The organism is Pseudomonas sp. LAIL14HWK12:I1, from assembly GCF_003202095.1.
GTDB classification, from domain to species: domain Bacteria; phylum Pseudomonadota; class Gammaproteobacteria; order Pseudomonadales; family Pseudomonadaceae; genus Aquipseudomonas; species Aquipseudomonas monteilii.
Window position 1 is genome coordinate 20341 of the sequence record NZ_QJKG01000008.1, and the last position, 21418, is coordinate 41758.

Annotated in this window: 18 protein-coding genes; 9 read left to right on the forward strand and 9 right to left on the reverse strand. The window is 62.3% G+C overall.

Going from position 1 to position 21418, the window contains the following annotated elements; translation table 11 throughout:
• Window positions 1–138 precede the first annotated feature (138 nt).
• The 6 genes from D906_RS19360 to D906_RS19385 all read right to left on the reverse strand — a co-directional run bounded on the left by D906_RS19360 (window position 139) and on the right by D906_RS19385 (window position 7808).
• Window positions 139–966, reverse strand: a complete 828-nt coding sequence (locus tag D906_RS19360; protein ID WP_016715782.1) for an ABC transporter permease — start codon at window positions 964–966, stop codon at window positions 139–141.
• An 11-nt stretch (window positions 967–977) separates the two neighbouring features.
• Window positions 978–2225 (reverse strand): ABC transporter permease, encoded by a 1248-nt coding sequence (locus D906_RS19365; RefSeq protein ID WP_019099215.1) that lies wholly within the window; start codon window positions 2223–2225, stop codon window positions 978–980.
• Window positions 2226–2285: 60 nt separating this feature from the next.
• Window positions 2286–3320: an ABC transporter substrate-binding protein gene (locus tag D906_RS19370; RefSeq protein ID WP_019099216.1), complete on the reverse strand. Its 1035-nt coding sequence runs from the start codon at window positions 3318–3320 to the stop codon at window positions 2286–2288.
• A 40-nt stretch (window positions 3321–3360) separates the two neighbouring features.
• Window positions 3361–4485, reverse strand: a complete 1125-nt coding sequence (locus D906_RS19375) for an ABC transporter ATP-binding protein (protein ID WP_016715779.1) — start codon at window positions 4483–4485, stop codon at window positions 3361–3363.
• Between the two features lie 295 nt (window positions 4486–4780).
• Window positions 4781–5413: a response regulator transcription factor gene (locus D906_RS19380; RefSeq protein ID WP_173401663.1), complete on the reverse strand. Its 633-nt coding sequence runs from the start codon at window positions 5411–5413 to the stop codon at window positions 4781–4783.
• Between the two features lie 7 nt (window positions 5414–5420).
• Window positions 5421–7808, reverse strand: coding sequence for a PAS domain S-box protein (locus D906_RS19385; protein WP_027615907.1), 2388 nt, complete (start codon window positions 7806–7808; stop codon window positions 5421–5423).
• 95 nt (window positions 7809–7903) lie between these two features.
• Here D906_RS19385 and D906_RS19390 point away from each other — a divergent pair, with 95 nt between their 5' ends.
• Window positions 7904–8902: an alpha/beta hydrolase family protein gene (locus D906_RS19390; RefSeq protein WP_027615908.1), complete on the forward strand. Its 999-nt coding sequence runs from the start codon at window positions 7904–7906 to the stop codon at window positions 8900–8902.
• Between the two features lie 36 nt (window positions 8903–8938).
• Here the strand turns inward: D906_RS19390 and D906_RS19395 are convergent, their stop codons facing one another.
• From D906_RS19395 to D906_RS19405, 3 genes are read right to left on the reverse strand one after another with little or no spacing between them, the layout of a single operon-like run.
• The gene (locus tag D906_RS19395) at window positions 8939–9706 is read right to left on the reverse strand and encodes a TerB family tellurite resistance protein (protein ID WP_016715776.1); all 768 of its coding nucleotides are present in this window, start codon (window positions 9704–9706) and stop codon (window positions 8939–8941) included.
• A 1-nt stretch (window position 9707) separates the two neighbouring features.
• Window positions 9708–10379 (reverse strand): N-acetylmuramate alpha-1-phosphate uridylyltransferase MurU, encoded by a 672-nt coding sequence (gene murU, locus D906_RS19400; RefSeq protein WP_025754024.1) that lies wholly within the window; start codon window positions 10377–10379, stop codon window positions 9708–9710.
• The gene (locus D906_RS19405) at window positions 10376–11395 is read right to left on the reverse strand and encodes an aminoglycoside phosphotransferase family protein (RefSeq protein WP_019099220.1); all 1020 of its coding nucleotides are present in this window, start codon (window positions 11393–11395) and stop codon (window positions 10376–10378) included. The genes murU and D906_RS19405 overlap by 4 nt, the downstream gene beginning before the upstream one ends.
• 130 nt (window positions 11396–11525) lie before the next feature.
• Here D906_RS19405 and D906_RS19410 point away from each other — a divergent pair, with 130 nt between their 5' ends.
• From D906_RS19410 to D906_RS19445, 8 genes are all read left to right on the forward strand, one after another.
• On the forward strand, window positions 11526–14330 hold the full coding sequence (locus tag D906_RS19410; protein ID WP_027615909.1) for an LPS-assembly protein LptD: 2805 nt from the start codon (window positions 11526–11528) through the stop codon (window positions 14328–14330).
• Window positions 14311–15630, forward strand: a complete 1320-nt coding sequence (gene surA, locus D906_RS19415; protein WP_025754027.1) for a peptidylprolyl isomerase SurA — start codon at window positions 14311–14313, stop codon at window positions 15628–15630. The genes D906_RS19410 and surA overlap by 20 nt, the downstream gene beginning before the upstream one ends.
• Window positions 15627–16616, forward strand: a complete 990-nt coding sequence (pdxA, locus tag D906_RS19420) for a 4-hydroxythreonine-4-phosphate dehydrogenase PdxA (RefSeq protein ID WP_025754028.1) — start codon at window positions 15627–15629, stop codon at window positions 16614–16616. The genes surA and pdxA overlap by 4 nt, the downstream gene beginning before the upstream one ends.
• Window positions 16613–17413 carry a 16S rRNA (adenine(1518)-N(6)/adenine(1519)-N(6))-dimethyltransferase RsmA gene (rsmA, locus tag D906_RS19425; protein WP_019099224.1) on the forward strand — a complete coding sequence of 267 codons (801 nt, stop codon included), beginning with the start codon at window positions 16613–16615 and terminating at the stop codon, window positions 17411–17413. The genes pdxA and rsmA overlap by 4 nt, the downstream gene beginning before the upstream one ends.
• 144 nt (window positions 17414–17557) lie before the next feature.
• Window positions 17558–17938: a Co2+/Mg2+ efflux protein ApaG gene (apaG, locus tag D906_RS19430; protein ID WP_019099225.1), complete on the forward strand. Its 381-nt coding sequence runs from the start codon at window positions 17558–17560 to the stop codon at window positions 17936–17938.
• Window positions 17938–18804 carry a symmetrical bis(5'-nucleosyl)-tetraphosphatase gene (locus D906_RS19435; RefSeq protein ID WP_016715768.1) on the forward strand — a complete coding sequence of 289 codons (867 nt, stop codon included), beginning with the start codon at window positions 17938–17940 and terminating at the stop codon, window positions 18802–18804. Before apaG ends, D906_RS19435 begins: the two co-directional genes overlap by 1 nt.
• 14 nt (window positions 18805–18818) lie before the next feature.
• On the forward strand, window positions 18819–19151 hold the full coding sequence (gene glpE, locus D906_RS19440; protein WP_016715767.1) for a thiosulfate sulfurtransferase GlpE: 333 nt from the start codon (window positions 18819–18821) through the stop codon (window positions 19149–19151).
• A 284-nt stretch (window positions 19152–19435) separates the two neighbouring features.
• Complete coding sequence (locus D906_RS19445; RefSeq protein WP_019097136.1) at window positions 19436–21358, forward strand: PrkA family serine protein kinase; 1923 nt, start codon at window positions 19436–19438, stop codon at window positions 21356–21358.
• Window positions 21359–21418: the final 60 nt, after the last annotated feature.

Genomic DNA, 21418 nt, shown 5'->3' on the forward strand with positions numbered 1-21418 from the left:
AATCACGGTGGCGCGCATTGTAACTCAGGCAAACGGGTAGAGGCTGATTGGTATCAATCCGTGTCGACCAGCTGTTTCAACCTGTACCGACCTCTTCGCGGGCTTGCCCGCGAAGAGGTCGGTACAGAAAACTGACAATCAGGCAGGCTGCTGGGTTCTCAGCTTCTCGCTACGCCCACGCAACCACTCCAGGGTCAGCAGCAATATCACCGAGAAGGCAATCAGCAAGGTCGCTGCCGCTGCAATGGTCGGGCTCAGGTTTTCGCGAATACCACTGAACATCTGCCGCGGCAGGGTCGCCTGCTCGGGCCCTGCCAGGAACAGGGTCACCACCACCTCGTCAAACGACGTGGCAAAGGCGAACAGCGCCCCCGAAATCACCCCGGGCGCAATCAGCGGCAGGGTCACCCGACGGAAGGTCAGCAGTGGCGACGCGCCCAGGCTGGCCGCCGCGCGCACCAGGTTGTAGTTGAAGCCCTGCAAGGTGGCCGACACGGTAATGATGACGAACGGTACACCCAGCACCGCATGCACCAGAATCAGCGAGGTGAAGCTGTTGCCCATCCCCAGCGGTGCAAAGAACAGGTAACTGGCTACACCGATAATCACGACCGGCACCACCATCGGCGAAATCACCAGCGCCATCACCAGCGACTTGCCGGGGAAATCGCCACGGGTCAGGCCGATGGCCGCCAGGGTGCCGAACACCATGGCCAGCACCGTGGCTGCCGGGGCGACGATGATGCTGTTCTTCAGCGCCCGCATCCATTCAGCCGAGCCGAAGAAGTCCTGGTACCACTGCAGTGAGAAGCCCTGCAGCGGGTACACCAGGAAGCTGCCACTGTTGAACGACAGCGGCACGATCACCAGTACCGGCAAGATCAGGAACAGCAGGATCAAACCGCAAAGAATGCGCAGGCTGTAGAACCAGACCCGCTCCACGGGCGACATGTATGGGCTCAACATCACAAGGCTCCTCAGCTCAGGCGCAGGCGGCTGGCGCCGACCAGCCAGCTATAGATCAGGTACAACAACACAGTCGCCAGCAGCAACAGCCCGCCCAGCGCGGTGGCCATGCCCCAGTTGATGCTGGTGTTGGTGTAGAAGGCAACGAAGTAGCTGACCATCTGGTCGTTCGGGCTGCCCAGCAGTGCCGGGGTGATGTAGTAGCCGATGGCCAGGATGAACACCAGCAGGCAACCCGCACCTACACCGGCGTAAGTCTGCGGGAAGTAAACCCTCCAGAAGCTGGCGAACGGGTGGCAGCCCAGCGAAATTGCCGCACGCATGTAGCTGGGCGAAATGCCCTTCATCACGCTGTACAGTGGCAGGATCATGAACGGCAGCAGGATGTGCACCATCGAGATGTAAACGCCGGTACGGTTGAACACCAGTTCCAGCGGTTGATCGATGATGCCCATGGCCATCAGCGCGCTGTTGATCAGGCCGCCCGACTGCAGCAGCACGATCCACGCCGCCACCCGCACCAGGATCGAAGTCCAGAACGGCAGCAGCACCAGGATCATCAGCAGGTTGCTCTGCCGGGTCGGCAGGTTGGCCAGTAAATAGGCCAGTGGGTAGGCCAGCACCAGGCAGATGGCGGTGATCACCACCCCCATCCACAGGGTACGGGCAAAAATGTCCAGGTAAATGGCCTGGTCCGGGGTGGCCTTGGCCAGTTCGCCAAGGTCATCGATGCGATGGTCGACAGAGGCCAGCAGGTAGAACGACGTCACCGAACTGGTATTGCGGCGTATCGCCTGCCAGTAGGCTGGATCACCCCAACGCTCGTCGACGGCCTGCAACGCCTCCTTATAAGAGGCAGGCTCAGCCTTGAATGGCAGTGCCCGGGCGGTCTTGGTCAACAAGCTGCGGTAACCGGCCAGCTCCATGTTCAAGCGCTTGGAAAGGTCGCCAAGGGTCTGGTTCTTGCGCGATTCGGCCAGGTCCTGGCTCAGCGCCTTGTACACATCTTCGCCGGGCAGGCTCTTGCCATCCCACTGGCTGATGACTTCGACCGTGCGTGGCAGGCCGCCGACCACTTCCGGGTTGCCGACGCTCTTGTACAGCAGCGCCGCGATCGGCACCAGGAACACCAGCAGAAGAAACAGCGCCAGCGGCGCGATCAACGCCTGCGCCTTCCAGCGGTTGACCCGCTCGGCGTGCTTGAGGCGCTGCTTGAGACTTGGACCTGCGCCTTCGTTGAGGGGCACTGCAATGGCCATGGCGAACTCCGCAATACAGGCTGAAATGGGGGCTGCGATGCAGCCCCGCACACTGGACGTTTACTTCTTCGCCGCCCAGGCGTTGAAGCGTTGCTCCAGCTGCTCGCTGTTGTCGGCCCAGAAGGCCACGTCGATCTGCACCTGGTTGGCGATGTTTTCAGGCGTGGTCGGCATGTCCTTCTTCACTTCGTCCGACAGCAGGCTCACAGCCTTGGCGTTGGCCGGGCCGTAGGCGATGTTCTCGGAGTAGGTTTTCTGCTGCTCGGGCTGCACGCTGAAAGCGATGAATTTCTTCGCTTCTTCGGCATCCTTGGCGCCTTTCGGAATGGCCCAGGCATCGAAGTCGTAGATGCCGCCGTTCCACACCACCTTGAGGTTGCTCTCTTTCTGCACAGCGGCAATACGGCCGTTGTATGCAGAACTCATGACCACGTCACCCGAGGCCAGGAACTGCGGTGGCTGTGCACCCGCTTCCCACCACTGGATGCTGGGCTTGAGCTCATCGAGCTTCTTGAACGCGCGGTCCTGGCCTTCCTTGGTGGCCAGCACTTTGTAGACGTCCTTGGGCGCAACGCCATCGGCCATCAGTGCGAATTCCATGGTGTACTTGGCACCTTTGCGCAGGCCGCGTTTGCCCGGGAATTTCTTGGTGTCCCAGAAATCAGCCCAGCTGGTAGGTGCGGTTTTCAGCTTGTCGGCATTGTAGGCCATGACCGTGGACCAGACGAAGAAGCCCACGCCGCACGGCTGGATGGCACCCGGCACGTAGTCACTCTCATTGCCAAACAGGGCTGGGTCGAGCTCTTCGAACATGCCCTCATCGCAACCACGCGCCAGCTCTGGCGACTCAACCTCTACCAGGTTCCACGACACGCTCTTGGTGTCGACCATCGCCTTGACCTTCGCCATTTCGCCGTTGTACTCACCGGCGACGATCTTGCCCTTACCCGCCTTCTCCCATGGCTCGTAGAACGCTTTTACCTGGGCCGCCTTGTTGGCGCCCCCGAACGAGATCACGGTGAGGTCTGCGGCCATGACCTGGCCAGCGGCGAACAGCCCCAAGGCCAGGGCGGTCAGTTTCAACTGCTTGCGCATTCTTATTCTCTCCACAGTACAGGGTTGGTGAAGCAATCCATCAATGGGCTTCGGCAATCGGATCGAGCGCGCGGGCGTGCTCCACCTCCCAGCCCAGCGGTACTACATCGCCCACGGCCAACGCCGGGTCGAGCTCGGCAATAGGCTGTTTCACGAAGAAGTCGCCCTTGCCGCAAACTTCCAGGCGCACCCGCACGTGGTCGCCCAGGTAAATGAATTCAGCCACCCGGCCAGAGAAGCGGTTCACGCAGCTTTCGCTGTGGCCGTTCAGGCGCACGCGTTCGGGGCGGATCGACAGGGTGACCGGCTCGCCGGCCTGACCGACATTCACCGCCAGCGCCTCTACCCGCTCACCGCGCGGCAGTTGCACCTGGCAGCGCTTGCCGTCGCTGGCCAGCAATGTGCCGTTGATGCGGTTGTTCTCGCCGATGAAGTTGGCGACGAAGGTATTGCAGGGCTCTTCGTACAGCGTGCGCGGGTCGGCGATCTGCTGGATCTCGCCCTGGTGGAACACCGCCACACGGTCGGACATGGTCAGTGCTTCGCCTTGGTCGTGGGTCACGTACACCACGGTCACACCAAGGCGCTGGTGAATGTGCTTGATCTCCATCTGCATGTGTTCCCGCAGTTGCTTGTCCAGCGCGCCGAGCGGTTCGTCCATCAGCACCAGCTGTGGCTCGAACACCAGCGCCCGGGCCAGGGCCACGCGCTGCTGCTGGCCACCCGAGAGCTGGCCGGGGTAGCGCTTGGCGAAGGCATCGAGCTGCACCATGTTCAGCACGCGTTTGACCCGCTCGCTGATGTCGGTCTTGCTGAGGTTGCGCACGGTCAGCGGGAAGGCCAGGTTCTCGGCCACGGTCATGTGCGGGAACAGCGCGTAGTTCTGGAACACCATGCCGATGTCGCGCTTGTGCGGCGGCACGTTGTTGATCGAGCGCCCGGCCAGCTGGATTTCACCAGCGGTGGGCGTTTCGAAGCCGGCCAGCATCATCAGGCTGGTGGTCTTGCCCGAGCCGGAAGGGCCGAGCAGGGTCAGGAACTCGCCCTTGCGAATCTCCAGGTTGAGGTCTTTGACGATCAGCGACTCGCCGTCGTAGCTCTTCTGCACACCACGGAAGCTGACCAGCGTTTCGCTGGTTGCAGCGTTCGACTTCGCCTCGCTCATGCCTGCACCTTCTTGTTGGATGACTGCGTAGGCAAAAGAGTAGAAGAGGCGCAAGCGCCCGAAAATCGGGGGTGCTGAGAGAATGCCATCATCCGGATGGAAGATTTGTTGTAGGGATTGCCCTACAAGGATGGCGGGATTGGAATGCCCTTGCGAACACTCCACCGAACCTGTGGGAGCGGGCGTGCCCGCGAAGAGGCCGGCACAGCCATGGAGATCAGCAGGTCAGGCCCTTTCACGGGCACGCCCGCTCCCACAGGGACGTCGACAGGTTCACCGATAGCGCATGTCGCAATCAGACCAGCTTGTGCTCCATGGCGTACTTCACCAGCTCCGCCAGCGAGTTCACTTTCAGCTTCTGCATCAGGCGCGCCTTGTGGGTGCTGATGGTCTTGCTCGACAGCGCCAGCTGCTGGGCGATGTCGTTGACGTTGGCGCCCTGGGCCAGGCGCTCGAACACCGAAAACTCGCGCTCCGACAGCAGCGTGTGCAACGGCCGCGACTCAGTCAGGCCCACTTCGAACACCATGCGGTCAGCCAGCGACGGGTCGATGTAACGCCCGCCACCCGCCACCCGGCGAATCGCGGTCAGCAACAGCGCCGGGTCACTGTCCTTGGTGGCATAACCTGCCGCTCCGGCCTTCAGCGCCCGCGCCGCCATTTGTGCCTCGTCGTGCATCGACAACATCAGGATCGCCGGGGCATCGTGCAACGCACGTATCCGCGGGATCGCCTCCAGGCCATTCACACCCGGCATGGAGATATCCAGCAATACCACCTCACAAGGCGTGTGGCGTAAGGTTTCGAGCAGCTGCTCGCCGTTACCGGCCTCCCCCGCCACCTGCATGTCCTTGGCCAGGCCAATCAGTTGTTTGATCCCTTCACGGACAATGGTGTGGTCTTCGGCCACCAGCACTCGAATCACGATCGCTCTCCTACTCCAACGGTATGGCCACGCTCAGGCTGGTGCCTTCGCCCGGCTCGCTGTCCAGCGTCATGCTGCCCCCCAACATCAGCACCCGCTCACGCACGCCCACCAGGCCAAACGACGTGGGCCGGGTCTGCTCGCGGCAAAAGCCCTGGCCATCATCGCTGACCGTCATGCGCAATTGCCCCTGTGCAAGCACCAGCTCGATCTCCACGCTGTGCGCCTGGGCATGACGCATCACGTTGGTCAGTGCCTCCTGGAGGATACGGAATAACCCAATAGCCTTGGCATCGCTCAATGCTGGCAGATTATCCGGCACTTGTACCAGGCACGGGATCTGCGTGCGCGCCTCGAAACGCCGTGCCTGCCATTCGATGGCCGAGGCAATGCCGGCATCGAGGATTGGCGGGCGCAAGGCCGTGGCCACGTCGCGCACCAACTGGAACAGCTGGGCGATCAGGCGTTTCATGCTACCCAGACGCTCGTTCAGGCCCGGGTCCAGCTCGGCAAAGGCCAGCTCGCACATCGACACTTCCAGCTTGAGCACGGTCAGCATCTGCCCCAGCTCATCATGCACTTCCCGGGCGATGCGGGCTTTCTCTTCTTCACGCACGCTTTCCAGATGGGCCGACAGCTCGCGTAGCTGCTCCTGGGACTTGGCCAGTGCCATTTCCGCCCGCTTGCCTTGGGTGATGTCCCACACCACGCCGTCCCACACCACCTGGCCGTTACCCAGGCGCCGGGTACTGGCCTTGATGTCGGCCCAACGCTGTTCGCCCTGGCGGGTGAGGATGCGGCCCTGCCAGGACCAGTCCTGGTCACTGGCCAGGGCCAGGTCCTGCACCCGGTGGTAATCGGCGCGGTCCTCAGGGTGCACCAGGTTACGCAGCCCCATCTGCGGGTGCTGGATTTCGCCGGGCGTATAGCCCACCAGCGCCTCACTGCCTTCACTGATGTAGGGAAACTCCAGATCGCCCTCGGCCGGGTCGCGTTCCAGACGAAATACCAGCCCCGGCACATTGCCGGCAATGCCCTTCAGCCGCGCCTCGCTTTCGCGCAGTGCCGCCAGGGCACGGTGGCGCTCGGTGACGTCGGCGAGGTAGACCACCAGGTATTCGGAATCACGAAAGCGCAGAAAGCTCAGCGACAGTTCGACCGGCAGCAGGCTGTGGTCGGCCCGTCGGCATTGCGTCTCGAACTGGCCGATACCCGTTGCCCCCGTACGCGCGCCTTTCCACAGCTCCAGCCAGCGGTCCATGTCAAGGCTTGGCTCGAAGTCACCCAGCGGCCGTTCCAGCAGCTCCCCCTCGGCGTAACCCAGCATGCGCTCGGCAGCGTGGTTGGCGTAGCGCACGTGGCTGTCCCAGTTGACCCACAGGATCCCCACCGTGCTCTGGTCGATGGCGAACTGGCTCAATCGCAACGCCTCTTCGCGCACCTGGCGCTCCACCAGGCTTTCCCGCGTGGCCAACAGGCTGCGCTCCAGCTGGCGCTGCTGCCGGCGTTGCCACACCAGCGTGGCCAGCGCGCACAACAGCAGCATGCCGAACAGCAAGGCCAGGTTCTGCCAGAAGCCAGGCGACTCGCTCAGGCGTGGGTACTTCGGCTGCAACCAGCGCTGGTGCATTTGCTCCAGCTCTTTGGCCGGCAATGCCTGCAGGCCACGCTCCAGCACGTCGGCCAGCAGTGGCCAGTCGCGCCGAGAACCAATGCGCAGTAACTGCGGCAGGCCTATATCGCCAACCACAGCCAGCTCGCTGAACTCGCTCTCACGCGACAGGCGGCTGAGTTGGGCTTCATCCAGCACGGCGAAACTGGCCTGGCCACCTACCACCAGTTGCAAGGCCTCACGCTCGTTGGGTACCCCCTGCAGGTTGAGGTTGCCGTAGTTGCCACGCAGATAATCCGCCAGTTGGCTGGGCATGCGCACCGCCACGCGCTGCTCGGCCTCGAGCTTTTCCAGCTCTACCGCCATGGCCCCAGTGCGCGACCCCACTACCAGTTGCGGCACGCGCATGTACGGGTCGCTGAACAACCACAAGCGCAGGCTGGCTGGCGTCTGGGTAAGGCCTGGGGCAAAGTCGATTTCCCCGGCCTGCAGGGCATGTTCAAGGCTGGCCTGGTCGGTGAAGTTGCGCCAGGTAAGGTCGAGGCGCAGTGCCTGCGCCAGGCTGTTCACCAGTTCTACGTTGGCCCCATACAGTTGCTGCAGGCGCCGGTCGAACTGGGCGTAAGGCGCCTGCAGCACCAGGCCGACGCGCAGGCTGCGATGGCTGTCCAGCCACTGCTGCTGCGCAGGTTCCAGTACAACCGTGGGCTCCGCCTCGGCCCTGGCCAAGGCTATCAAGGGCAGCCACAAGCAGCCGATAACCAACAGGCGACGCACTCGCTTCATCTACACGCTCGTCTTGGCAAAGGCGGCCATGCAGCATGGCCGTCACGGGCAAATACTATTAGGCTGCCGGTATCATTCTGGCCTTGGGTTGACGCATGTCCACACTTTATCGCACGACGCTGGCAATGTGCTGCCTGGCGTCGATCCTTCCGCTCGCCGCCTTGGCCGCCGATGCAGAAAAAGCACCCGCCACAACCGAGGCACCCACTGCCGAAGCCCCTCGCCCGCCCCTGCTGGAGCGCAGCCAGGAAGACGCCCTGGCGCTGGAGCGGCTGGTACCCAGGGCTGAGCAACAGACGTTGCAGGCGGGCGCCGACAGCTTCCTGGCCTTGTGGAAGCCGGCCAACGACAGCGACCCGCAAGGGGCAGTGATCATCGTCCCGGGTGCTGGTGAAACGGCCGACTGGCCTAATGCCGTAGGCCCCCTGCGGCAAAAATTCCCAGATGTCGGCTGGCACAGCCTGAGCCTGAGCCTGCCGGATCTGCTGGCCGACAGCCCGCAGGCGCGGGTCGAGGCCAAGCCGGCTGCCGAACCCGAAAAAACCAAGGGTGAAAGTGCGCCAGCCAAGGACGTACCCGCTGACGCCAATGCCAATGTCGCCCAGGCCACTGCTGCCGATGCCGACACGGCGGAAAGTACCGACGCCGAACAGGCCAGCGAGCAGACAGACACGGCCGACGCCGAGCGCATTTTCGCCCGCCTGGACGCTGCTGTGGCGTTTGCCCAGCAGCACAATGCCCGCAGCATCGTGCTGATCGGGCATGGCAGCGGTGCGTACTGGGCAGCCCGCTACCTGAGCGAAAAACAGCCACCGCACGTGCAGAAACTGGTAATGGTGGCGGCGCAGACGCCAGCACGGGTGGAACATGACCTGGAAAGCCTGGCGCCAACCTTGAAGGTGCCTACAGCCGATATCTACTACGCCACCCGCAGCCAGGACCGCAGCGCAGCCCAACAGCGGCTGCAGGCCAGCAAGCGGCAGAAGGACAGCCAGTACCGGCAGTTGTCGCTGATTGCCATGCCGGGGAACAAGGCGGCGGAGCAGGAGCAACTGTTCCGCCGGGTGCGGGGGTGGATGAGCCCACAGGGTTAAGCTGAAATCGATGGGGCCGCTTTGCGGCCCTGTTTTTTACAGGCCCCGCCGCTTACGGATCATGGCATACGCCTGGTGCAACTCACGGGTACGCTCGGTCGCTTCCCGCACCTGCGCCTCACTGGCGCCGGTGCCCGCCAGCTTGTCCGGGTGGTGACGGCTGACCAGCCGACGATAGGCCTGCTTGACCTTGTCGCCTTCGGTGTCCGCCTCCACCGCCAACAAGCGCAAGGCAGCCGCATAGGTCATGGGGACACCTTCCGCGCCCGTAGCCTTGCGTGGCTCGTACTCCAGCGACATGGCCTGCACCTGCCGCCGGCTCAGGCCCAGTTTCTGCCCCCAGTCCAGCAGCAGCTCACGCTCCTTGTTGCCCATCTTGCCGTCGGCCCAGACCATGCGCCAACAGGCACGCAAGGTACCTTCCGCCGCATGTGGCTGCTGGCGAATTCGCCGCAGGTGCCTGCCAAGCCGGTCCTTGCCCGCCTTGCCACGGTTGAACGCATTGATAGCGCGTAGCCGGGCCGCTTCGGCCAGGTCCAGGCGCACCATCTCCTGACGCGCCTGCTGGATGTGCTGCTCGCCCACCCGACCATCGCACTTGGCCAGGCGCCCAAGCATCACGAACAGCAACTCGTCATCGCGCAAGGCCGGGCGCCCGCCCAGGCGCTCGCGCATGTCTTCCCAGCCTTCCAGGCGCAAGCGGCGGTCAAGGGCCTGCCCAAGCAACAGGCCCAGCAAAGCGCCCGGAATGCTGGCCACGGCAAAGCCGGCGCCGGCGCCAATCAGTGTCCCTGGCCACCACATGTCAGGCGCGCTCGCCAATCAGGCGCTCGACTTCGGCCAAGCGTTCGAGCGTGCCGACATCCACCCAGTGCCCACGGTAGTGTTCGCCACTGACCTGCCCTGCCGCCATGGCCTGGCGCAACAGCGGTGCCAGCTTGAAGGCACCCGGTTGGCAGCCTTCGAACAGCGCAGGGTCCAGCACCGAAATGCCACTGAAAGTCAGCGTGCCCGGCGCCTCATCGCCATCGACAACCTGTTCGCCCAGCAGGCGGAAGTCACCTCGGCCATGGTGGCCCGGGTTGTCGACCAGCACCAGGTGAGCAAGCCCTTGCAAGGGGGCTTGCAGGCGTGCGAAGTCGTAGTCGGTCCAGACATCGCCGTTCACCAGCAAAAATGGCGCGTCACCCAACAAAGGCAGGGCCTTGAAGATGCCACCACCGGTTTCCAGCGGCTCGCCCTCGGGCGAATAGCGGATGCTCAGGCCAAAGCGGCTGCCATCACCCAGGTGGTCTTCGATCTGCTGTCCCAGCCAGGCATGGTTGATCACCACCTCGGTAACGCCTGCCGCCGCCAGGGCGCGCAGGTGGTACTCGATCAGCGGCTGACCGGCCACCGGGACCAGCGGTTTTGGGGTGTGCAGGGTCAGCGGGCGCATGCGCTCGCCTTTACCTGCTGCCAGGATCATTGCCTTCATGCACGCGCTCCGGCCTGCAACTGCGCGATCAGTTCACCCAGCTCCGCCAATTCGGGCCGGCGGCTGATCACTTCTTCTATATAGGCGAAGAAACGCGGCACGTCGCCCAGGTAACGGGGTTTACCGTCGCGGTGGCAGATACGGGCGAAGATGCCGATCACCTTCAGGTGGCGCTGCACGCCCATCAGGTCGCTGGCACGCTGGAACGCGTCGAAATCGGCCTGTACCGGGATGCCGGCAGCCTGCGCCTTCTGCCAGTAGTCACGCAGCCAACCTTCGACCCGTGGCTGAGGCCAGCTGAGGAAGGCGTCCTTGAACAGGCAGGTGATGTCGTAGGTGACCGGGCCGTACACCGCGTCCTGGAAGTCCAGCACGCCGGGGTTGGGGGTGCTCTGCATCAGGTTGCGCGGCATGTAGTCGCGGTGCACCAACACCTTGGGCTGGGCCAGGGCACTGTCGATCAGCATCTGGCTGATACGCTGCCAGGCAGCCTTCTGGGCATCGGTGAAGGTCAGGCCCAGTTCACGGCCCACGTACCACTCCGGGAACAATTCCACTTCACGGCGCAGCAGCGCGTCGTCGTAGCTGGGCAGTGGCGCGTCCATCGGCAGGCGCTGGAAGGCCAGCAGTGCATCGATAGCGTCTGCGAACAGCCCGTCGGCGTTGTCGGCATCAATGATATCAAGGTATGTCTGATGGCCCAGATCACCCAGCAGCAGGAAGCCGCGCTCCAGGTCTTGGGCGTGGATCAGCGGCACATGCACGCCAGCGCTGGCCAGCAGATGGTCGATGGCGACGAACGGTCGGCAGTTCTCCTGCGGAGGCGGTGCGTCCATGACCACAAAGCTGTGGCCGGCGCCCTGCCAGCGGAAGTAGCGGCGGAAGCTGGCGTCGCTGCTGGCCGCAGTCAGGCTGCCGTTCGGCACTTCGCCCCAGGCGTTGTTGCGGAAAAGATCATTGAGCTGCTCATCGAGCCAGACCGTCAGTTGTTGCAAGCGTACATCGTGTTCAGGCATTACAAGGGTCTCCGACGGCCCTAGCCGTCAAGCGGGTCATGCTTTATTATCCAGCATCTTTTTCAGACCATCGAGAGGCGTGCGGCCCCACACGCGGGCAGATGGCACGCAGGAAGCCCGGACTAATAAGATGGCATTGAAATCCCCCGCGTTTCGTAGAAAGTTTCCGTTGCTGGTAACCGGCGGTCTGCTGGCCCTGCAACCTCTGGCCACGTCGTATGTGGTGGCAGCCGAACAGTTCGACTGCCAAGTGTCCGCTGCCGGTGGTTGGGACTGCAAGCCCAAGGCCCCAGTCAACAACCTGCCGCCGCGCCCGGTGCATGAGGGTGCTGCTGTCAGCACCGGCACCGAAGCCGCGAGCGAAGGCGAAACCGCGGACCGGCCAATGCTGGTCACCGAGGCCAAAGGCCGCGCCCTGAAGTCGCGCAGCGAAGACTACAGCCACCTGGACTGGGTTCCGCGTGAAAAACTCACCGCCGCGCAGCTGGCCGAAACCGGCCCGTACTGCGGGGGTGCGTACATCGAGCCAACCCGCCCGGGCATGGCCGACACCACGCCGAAGGACGAGTCGCCGACCTACATCAACGCCAAGGTGTCCAAGTACCAGCAGGAGCAGCAGATCGCTACCCTCGCCGGTGACGTGGTGATGCGCCAAGGCAGCATGCAGGCCGAAGCCGACGAGGCCAACCTCTACCAGACCGAAAACCGTGGCGAGCTCAAGGGCAACGTCAAGATCCGTGACAACGGCTCGCTGGTGGTCGGTGACGAGGCACAGATTCAGCTCGACACGGGCGAAGCCCAGGTCGATAACGCCGAATATGTGATGCACAAGTCGCACATCCGCGGCAGTGCCCTGTACGCCAAGCGTGGCGAAAACGCCATCATCCGCCTCAAGGACGGTACGTACACCACCTGCGAACCGGGCAGCAACGCCTGGCAGCTGAAGGGCAACAACATCACCCTGAACCCGGCCACCGGTTTCGGTACCGCGACCAACGTGACGCTGCGGGTCAAGGATTTCCCGGTGTTCTACACACCGTACATCTACTTCCCGATCGACGACCGTCGCCAGTCCGGCTTCCTGCCGCCATCGTTCAGCACCAGCAGCGACACCGGCTTCATGCTGGTGACGCCGTACTACTTCAACCTGGCGCCTAACTACGACGCCACGTTGTACCCGCGTTACATGGCCAAGCGCGGCCTGCTGATGGAAGGCGAGTTCCGCTACCTGACGCCTTCGAGCGAAGGCCAGTTCGGCGGTGCGTATCTGAACGACAAGAACGACGACCGCAAAGACCAGACTGACTACAAAGATCAGCGCTGGATGGTCAACTGGCAGCACAAGGGCGGGCTGGACGAGCGCCTGATGGCCGAGGTGGACTACACCGACATCAGCGACCCGTTCTACTTCCAGGACCTGGAGTCCGACCAGATCGGTGTTGAAAGCCAGGACCTGCTGAACCAGCAGGGTGCACTGACCTACCGTGGCGACAGCTACACCGCGCGCCTGAATGTGCATGCCTACGAGATGGCAACCATCTCGAAGATCACCCCGTACGATCGCCTGCCGCAGATTACCTTCAATGGCAAGCTACCGTTCGAGCCGGGCGGGCTGAACCTTAGCTATGAAACCGAGGCCGTTCGCTTTGATCGTGATCTGAAAAATGATTTCGTTACAAACAAGGATGGCCAGCCTGATACGAGCACAACCATCCCTGGCCAACGACTAGACCAGAATATCTTCGGTGTAGCCCGCGCCAACGGTACTCGCCTGAACGTCGCCCCGTCCATCAGCTTGCCAATGGAAGCCAGCTACGGCTACATCACGCCAAAGCTGAAGTACATGTATACCCACTACGATCTCGACCTGGACAGTAAGGGCAAGAACGATCTGGTTACACAGCCAGATAGGATTCCGCTCTACGGCGATTTCAAAAGTAACCAGAACCGCGACGTTCCGATCTTCAGCGTCGACAGTGGCCTGTACTTCGACCGTAACACTTCCATGTTCGGCACGAACTACAAACAGACTCTCGAGCCACGCTTGTTCTATCTCTACGTTCCGTACAAGGATCAGGTGGACATCCCGCTGTTTGATACCGGGGAGACTTTGTTCAGCTATGATTCGCTGTTCCGCGATAACCGCTTCAGCGGCACCGATCGTGTCGGCGACGAGAATAAGCTATCGTTGGGCGTAACCACCCGCTGGATCGAAGAAAACGGCTTCGAGCGCCAGAACTTCAGCATCGGTCAGGCGTATTACTTCAAAGATCGTAAAGTCCAGCTACCCGGCATCGACTACCGCGACCGCAGCGATTCGCAATCCGATGTGTCGCCGTACGCGTTGGTGTACAACTATTACTTCAACCGCGACTGGCGCTTCAATTCGGACTTCAACTGGGACCCGGACAGCCGCAGCACCCGTTCGGGTAGCGCGATGTTCCATTACCAGCCTGAGGACAACCCGAACAAGGTAGTAAACCTCGGTTATCGCTATCGTAACGACACCATCGCTTACGATTCCGCAACCGGTAAATGGGTAGTAGGCGGTGGGGACTATGGAGTTGAGGGACAACCTAACTTCATCAAGGACTACTACAAGATCCAGCAGCATGACTTCTCGGTGATCTGGCCAATCGTTCCGCAGTGGAGCGTCATTGCCCGCTGGCAGCATGACTACAACCGCAACCGTACCCTGGAAGCCATGGGCGGTTTCGAGTACGACAACTGCTGCTGGAAGCTGCGCCTGATCAACCGCTACTGGATCGACTACGACGACTTCAGCCAAGCCCTGCCGCAGAACGAAAAAGGCGACCACGGTGTCTTCCTTCAGATCGTCCTGAAAGGCCTCGGTGGCGTAGTTGGCAACAAGGTCGAATCTTTCCTCGACCAAGGCATTCAAGGTTACCGTGAACGTGAAGACCAAGCTTATTGATCGACTGCGCCCGGCGTTGCTGGGCGTTGCATTGCTGAGTGGCGCGGTGCATGCCGCGGTGCAACCTCTTGATCGCGTGGTGGCCATCGTCGACAACGACGTGGTCATGCAAAGCCAGCTGGACCAGCGTGTCCACGAGGTACAGCAAACCATCGCCAAGCGCGGCGGCGGTGTGCCGCCGACCGGTGCCCTGGAACAGCAAGTACTGGAGCGCCTGATCGTCGAAAACCTGCAACTGCAGATCGGCGAACGTTCCGGCATCCGCATCACCGACGAAGAGCTGAACCAGGCCATCGGCACCATTGCCCAGCGCAATGGCATGTCGCTGGACCAGTTCCGTGCTGCCCTGGCCCACGACGGCCTGTCGTTCGACGACGCCCGCGAGCAGGTCAAGCGCGAGATGATCATCAGCCGCGTGCGCCAGCGCCGTGTGGCCGAGCGCATCCAGGTGTCGGAGCAGGAAGTGAAGAACTTCCTCAACTCCGACATGGGCAAGATGCAGATGTCGGAAGAGTACCGCCTGGCCAACATCCTGATCCCGACCCCGGAAGGCGCCAACTCGGAAGCCATCCAGGCGGCGGCGCGCCAGGTTGGCGATGTGTACCAGCAGCTCAAGCAAGGCGCCGACTTCGGCCAACTGGCCATTGCCCGCTCCGCCAGCGAAAACGCCCTGGAAGGCGGCGAAATGGGCTGGCGTAAAGCCGGCCAGCTGCCACCCGACTTCGCCAAGATGCTCAGCAGCATGCCGGTCGGCGAAATCACCCAGCCTATCCGCATCCCTAACGGCTTCATCATCCTCAAGCTCGAGGAGAAGCGCGGGGGCAGCGAGAACGTGCTGCGTGACGAAGTGCATGTACGCCACATCCTGATCAAGCCAAGCGAGATCCGCAGCGATGCGGCCACCGAGCAACTGGCCGAGCGCCTGTACGACCGCATCAAGAACGGCGAAGACTTCGGCGAACTGGCGAAGAGCTTCTCGGAAGACCCAGGCTCGGCGCTTAACGGCGGCGACCTCAACTGGGTAGACCCGAACAGCCTGGTACCGGAGTTCCGTGAACAGATGGCCAACGCCCAACAAGGCGTGGTAACCAAGCCGTTCAAGACCCAGTACGGCTGGCATGTGCTGGAAGTGCTGGGCCGCCGTGCCACCGACAGCACCGAGCAGGCTCGCGAACAGCAGGCCCTGAGCGTTCTGCGTAACCGCAAGTACGACGAAGAGCTGCAAACCTGGCTGCGCCAGATCCGCGACGAAGCCTACGTTGAAATCAAGCTGCCTGGCGCTGACCAGGCCGCCCAGTGAAGCCCCTGCGCTTCGCCGTCACTCCCGGCGAACCAGCCGGTATAGGTCCCGACCTGTGCCTGCTGCTCGCCGCAGACGCCCAGCCCCACCCCCTGATCGCCATCACCAGCCGTGACCTGCTCGCCGAGCGGGCCACGCTGCTGGGGCTGGCTGTCAGCCTGCTGCCGGTAGCCCCGGGCCAATGGCCCGACCAGCCGGCACCCGCAGGCAGCCTTTACGTCTGGGATACCCCCCTCGCTGCCCCGGTAGCGCCAGGCCAGCTCGACAAAGCCAACGCCGCGTTCGTGCTGGAGACCCTGACCCGTGCAGGCCAAGGCTGCCTGGACGGGCACTTCGCCGGGATGATCACCGCCCCGGTGCACAAGGGTGTTATCAACGAAAGCGGTATCGCCTTCTCCGGGCATACCGAGTTCCTTGCCGAACTGACCCACACCGCACAGGTGGTGATGATGCTGGCCACCCGTGGCTTGCGTGTGGCCCTGGTGACCACACACCTGCCACTGCGTGATATTGCCGACGCCATCACTGCCGAGCGCGTGGAGCGTGTAACCCGTATCCTGCATGCCGACATGCGCGACAAGTTCGGCATCGCCAACCCGCGCATTCTGGTGTGCGGCCTCAACCCGCATGCGGGCGAGGGCGGCCATCTTGGCCGCGAAGAAATCGACATCATCGAGCCGACCCTGGCCCGCCTGCGCACCGAAGGCATGGACCTGCGCGGGCCACTGCCGGCCGATACCCTGTTTACCCCCAAATATCTGGAGCACTGCGACGCGGTGCTGGCGATGTACCACGACCAGGGCCTGCCCGTACTCAAGTACAAAGGCTTCGGCGCTGCGGTCAACGTAACCTTGGGCCTGCCGATCATCCGCACGTCGGTCGACCACGGCACCGCCCTGGACCTGGCCGGCACCGGCAAGGTCGACACCGGCAGCCTGCGCGTCGCGCTGGAAACCGCCTACCAGATGGCCGAGAACCGACCATGAACGAGCAATACCAACACCGGGCGCGCAAGCGCTTCGGCCAGAACTTCCTGCACGACGCCGGCATCATCGACCGCATCCTGCGCGCCATCAACGCCAAGGCCGGCGAACACCTGCTGGAAATCGGCCCGGGCCAGGGCGCCCTGACCGAAGGCCTGCTGGGCAGCGGTGCACAGCTGGATGTGGTGGAACTGGACAAAGACCTGGTGCCGATCCTGCAGCACAAGTTCGCTGACCGCAGCAACTTCCGCCTGCACCAGGGTGACGCCCTGAAGTTCGACTTCAACCAGCTCGGCGTGCCGCCGCGCAGCCTAAAGGTGGTGGGCAACCTGCCCTACAACATTTCCACCCCACTGATCTTCCACCTGCTCAGCCATGCCGGGCTGATCCGTGACATGCACTTCATGCTGCAGAAGGAAGTGGTCGAGCGCATGGCTGCCGGCCCCGGTGGTGGTGATTGGGGGCGTTTGTCGATCATGGTGCAGTACCACTGCCGGGTCGAACACCTGTTCAACGTAGGCCCTGGCGCCTTCAACCCGCCCCCGAAAGTGGACTCGGCCATCGTCCGCCTGGTACCGCACGAAGTGCTGCCACACCCGGCCAAGGATGCCAAGCTGCTGGAGCACGTGGTACGCGAGGCATTCAACCAGCGCCGCAAGACCCTGCGTAACACCATGAAGGGCCTGCTCGACAGCGCGGCCATCGAAGCTGCCGGCGTGGATGGCAGCCTGCGCCCTGAACAGCTGGACCTGGCGGCCTTTGTGCGCCTGGCCGATCAGTTGGCTGACCAGCAAGCCTGATTTCGCCTGTACCGGCCTCGTCGCGGGCTTGCCCGCGAAGAGGCCGGCATATCCAACCTAGCCCTCAAGCCCCCTCGGCGCTGGCCCTTCCCCCTCCCAATGGCCTAGACTGCATTATTGCGTAAGCTCGCCCAAGGCCCTTGCATGTCCGACCCCCGCTATCAAATCGACGTCAGCGTCGTGACCCGCTACCTGAAAGAACAATCCGACCCCGAAAACAGTCGTTTCGCGTTCGCCTACACCATCACCGTGCAGAACAACGGCTCGCTCAAAGCCAAGCTGTTGTCGCGGCACTGGCTGATCACCAATGGTGACGGCGAAGTCGAGGAAGTGCGCGGCGCCGGTGTGGTTGGCCAGCAACCCAACATCGACCCGGGCCAGAGCCACACCTACAGCAGTGGTGCAGTTATCAGCACCCGCGTGGGCACCATGCAGGGCAGCTACCAGATGTTCGCCGAAGACGGTAAGCGCTTCGACGCCGAAATCGAGCCCTTCCGCCTGGCGGTGCCCGGGGCGCTGCACTGATGGCTACCTACGCCGTTGGCGATCTGCAAGGCTGCCTGCAACCTCTCAAGTGCCTGCTTGAACGCGTCAATTTCAACCCGGCCGTCGACCGCCTGTGGCTGGTCGGCGACCTGGTCAATCGCGGCCCCGAGTCGCTGGAAACCCTGCGCTTCCTGTACTCGATCCGCCAGTCGCTGGTCTGCGTGCTGGGTAATCATGACCTGCACCTGCTGGCGGCTTGGCACAACGTCGAGCGCCTCAAGAAAAGCGACACCCTGCGCGAAATCATCGAAGCGCCGGATGCCGATCAGCTGTTCGACTGGCTGCGCCAGCAAAAGCTGCTGCATTACGACGAGGCACGCGGCATTGCCATGGCGCACGCCGGCATCCCGCCACAGTGGACGCTCGGCCAGGCACTTGGTCTGGCGGCTGAGGTGGAAGAAGTACTGCGCGACGATGGCCGACTGAAGCTCTACCTCGACGGCATGTACGGCAACGAGCCGAACAAGTGGAGCAAGAACCTCACCGGCGTCGAACGCCTGCGGGTCATCACCAATTACTTCACCCGCATGCGCTTCTGCACCGCCGAGGGCAAGCTCGACCTCAAGAGCAAAGAGGGCCTGGGCACCGCACCCAAGGGCTACAAGCCCTGGTTCGCACACAAGGACCGCCGCTCGCGGCATGTGAAGATCATCTTCGGCCACTGGGCCGCCCTCGAAGGCCGCGCAGACGCGCCAGGCGTCATCGCACTGGACACCGGCTGCGTGTGGGGCGGCGCCATGACCCTGTACAACGTCGACAGCGGCGAATACCACCGCTGCGACTGCGCCGACGACGGCACCCTGCGCCAGCCGACACAACCCACTACACTCAACGACCACACCTGAAGGAAGTAGTACCCATGAGCGAATTCAAGCGCATCCCTCCCGAGCAGGCCTTGGAGCTTCGCAAGCAAGAAGGTGCGGTCGTCGTCGACATTCGCGACCCGCAGGCCTTCGCCGCCGGCCACATCACCGGTGCCCAGCATCTGGATAACCATTCGGTTGCCGAGTTCATCCGCAATGCCGACCTCGACGCCCCGACCCTGGTGGTCTGCTATCACGGCAACTCCAGCCAGAGCGCTGCCGCCTACCTGGTAGGCCAAGGCTTCTCCAACGTGTACAGCGTGGACGGCGGCTTCGAACTGTGGCGCGCCACCTACCCGGCCGAGACCGCCCAAGGCAGCGCCGAATAAATATTTTCATTTTTCCTGCAGCCCGCGCCCCGTGCGGGCTTGCGGCTTATCTGACGAACGGTCGTTCGTAACTTCTGCCCACCTCGCCCCTTGACCTTGCAGATAACCAACTACGCTTAAGCTCAGGCCATCCAAAAAAGGGGAGAGCCGGTACACCGGCGTGCGGGTCATCGGTAGCGTTACAGGGTGTTCTGGGGGGTTTACAGCAATCGGCGAACCCGGTTGCATGCCAGCATCAGCTGACTGATCCGGCGTCGTCTCCACGTATCGAGCGAGGTGACGTCATGAGTATTTTTAGCCACTTCCAACAACGTTTCGAGTCTACGCGCCAGGAAGAACTCTCGCTGCAGGAGTACCTCGAGCTGTGCAAAGAGGATCGCAGTGCCTACGCATCGGCGGCCGAACGGCTGTTGCTGGCCATCGGTGAGCCAGAGCTGATCGACACCTCTACCAACTCCAGGCTGTCGCGCATCTTTTCCAACAAGGTTATTCGCCGCTATCCGGCCTTTGCCGACTTCCATGGCATGGAAGAGTGCATCGACCAGATCGTTTCGTACTTCCGTCACGCCGCCCAAGGCCTGGAAGAGAAGAAACAGATCCTCTATCTGCTGGGCCCGGTGGGCGGCGGCAAGTCGTCGCTGGCCGAAAAACTCAAGCAGCTGATGGAAAAGGTGCCGTTCTACGCCATCAAGGGTTCACCGGTGTTCGAGTCGCCCTTGGGTTTGTTCAACGCCACCGAAGATGGGGCCATTCTCGAGGAAGAGTACGGCATCCCACGGCGCTATCTGAACACCATCATGTCGCCATGGGCCACCAAGCGTCTGCAGGAGTTTGGCGGCGATATCTCCAAGTTCAAGGTAGTGAAACTCTACCCGTCGATTCTCAACCAGATCGCCATTGCCAAGACCGAGCCCGGCGATGAGAACAACCAGGACATCTCGGCCCTGGTCGGCAAGGTCGATATCCGCAAGCTTGAAGAGTACCCACAGAACGACGCCGATGCTTACAGCTACTCGGGCGCGCTGTGCCGGGCCAACCAGGGCCTGATGGAATTCGTCGAAATGTTCAAGGCGCCGATCAAGGTCCTGCACCCCTTGCTCACTGCCACCCAGGAAGGCAACTACAACAGTACCGAAGGCCTTGGGGCCATTCCCTATACCGGTATCCTGCTGGCGCACTCCAACGAATCGGAGTGGCACACCTTCCGCAACAACAAGAACAACGAAGCGTTCATCGACCGGATCTACATCGTGAAGGTGCCGTACTGCCTGCGCGTCAGCGATGAGATCAAGATCTACGACAAACTGCTGGTCAACAGCTCGCTGTCCAAGGCCCATTGCGCGCCGGATACACTCAAGATGCTGGCTCAATTTACGGTGCTTTCCCGCCTTAAAGAGCCGGAAAACTCCAATATCTATTCCAAGATGCGCGTTTACGACGGGGAGAACCTCAAGGATACCGATCCGAAGGCCAAGTCGATCCAGGAATACCGTGACTCCGCTGGCGTTGATGAAGGCATGAACGGCCTTTCGACCCGCTTCGCCTTCAAGATCCTGTCCAAGGTGTTCAACTTCGACCCACACGAGATTGCCGCCAACCCGGTCCACTTGCTGTACGTGCTGGAACAGCAGATCGAACAGGAACAGTTCCCGGCGGAAGTACGCGAACGCTACCTGCGCTACCTGAAGGAATACCTGGCACCACGCTACATCGAGTTCATCGGCAAGGAAATCCAGACGGCCTACCTGGAGTCCTACAGCGAATACGGCCAGAACATCTTTGACCGCTATGTGCTGTACGCCGACTTCTGGATTCAGGACCAGGAATACCGCGACCCGGAAACCGGCGAAATCCTCAACCGCATCGCCCTCAACGAGGAGCTGGAAAAGATCGAGAAACCGGCCGGCATCAGCAACCCGAAAGACTTCCGCAACGAGATCGTCAACTTCGTACTGCGCGCACGCGCCAACAACAACGGCAAGAATCCAAGCTGGCTGAGCTATGAAAAACTGCGGGTCGTGATCGAGAAGAAAATGTTCTCGAACACCGAAGACCTGCTGCCCGTCATCAGCTTCAACGCCAAGGCCAGCAAAGAGGACCAGAAGAAACACAACGACTTCGTCACCCGGATGGTGGAGCGTGGATACACCGACAAACAGGTGCGCCTGCTGTCGGAATGGTACCTGCGGGTCAGGAAATCGCAATAAAGCGACAAGCTATACACCGCGCGCCCAAGGCTGCCATGCCGGCCTTGGGCGGCGGCAGCT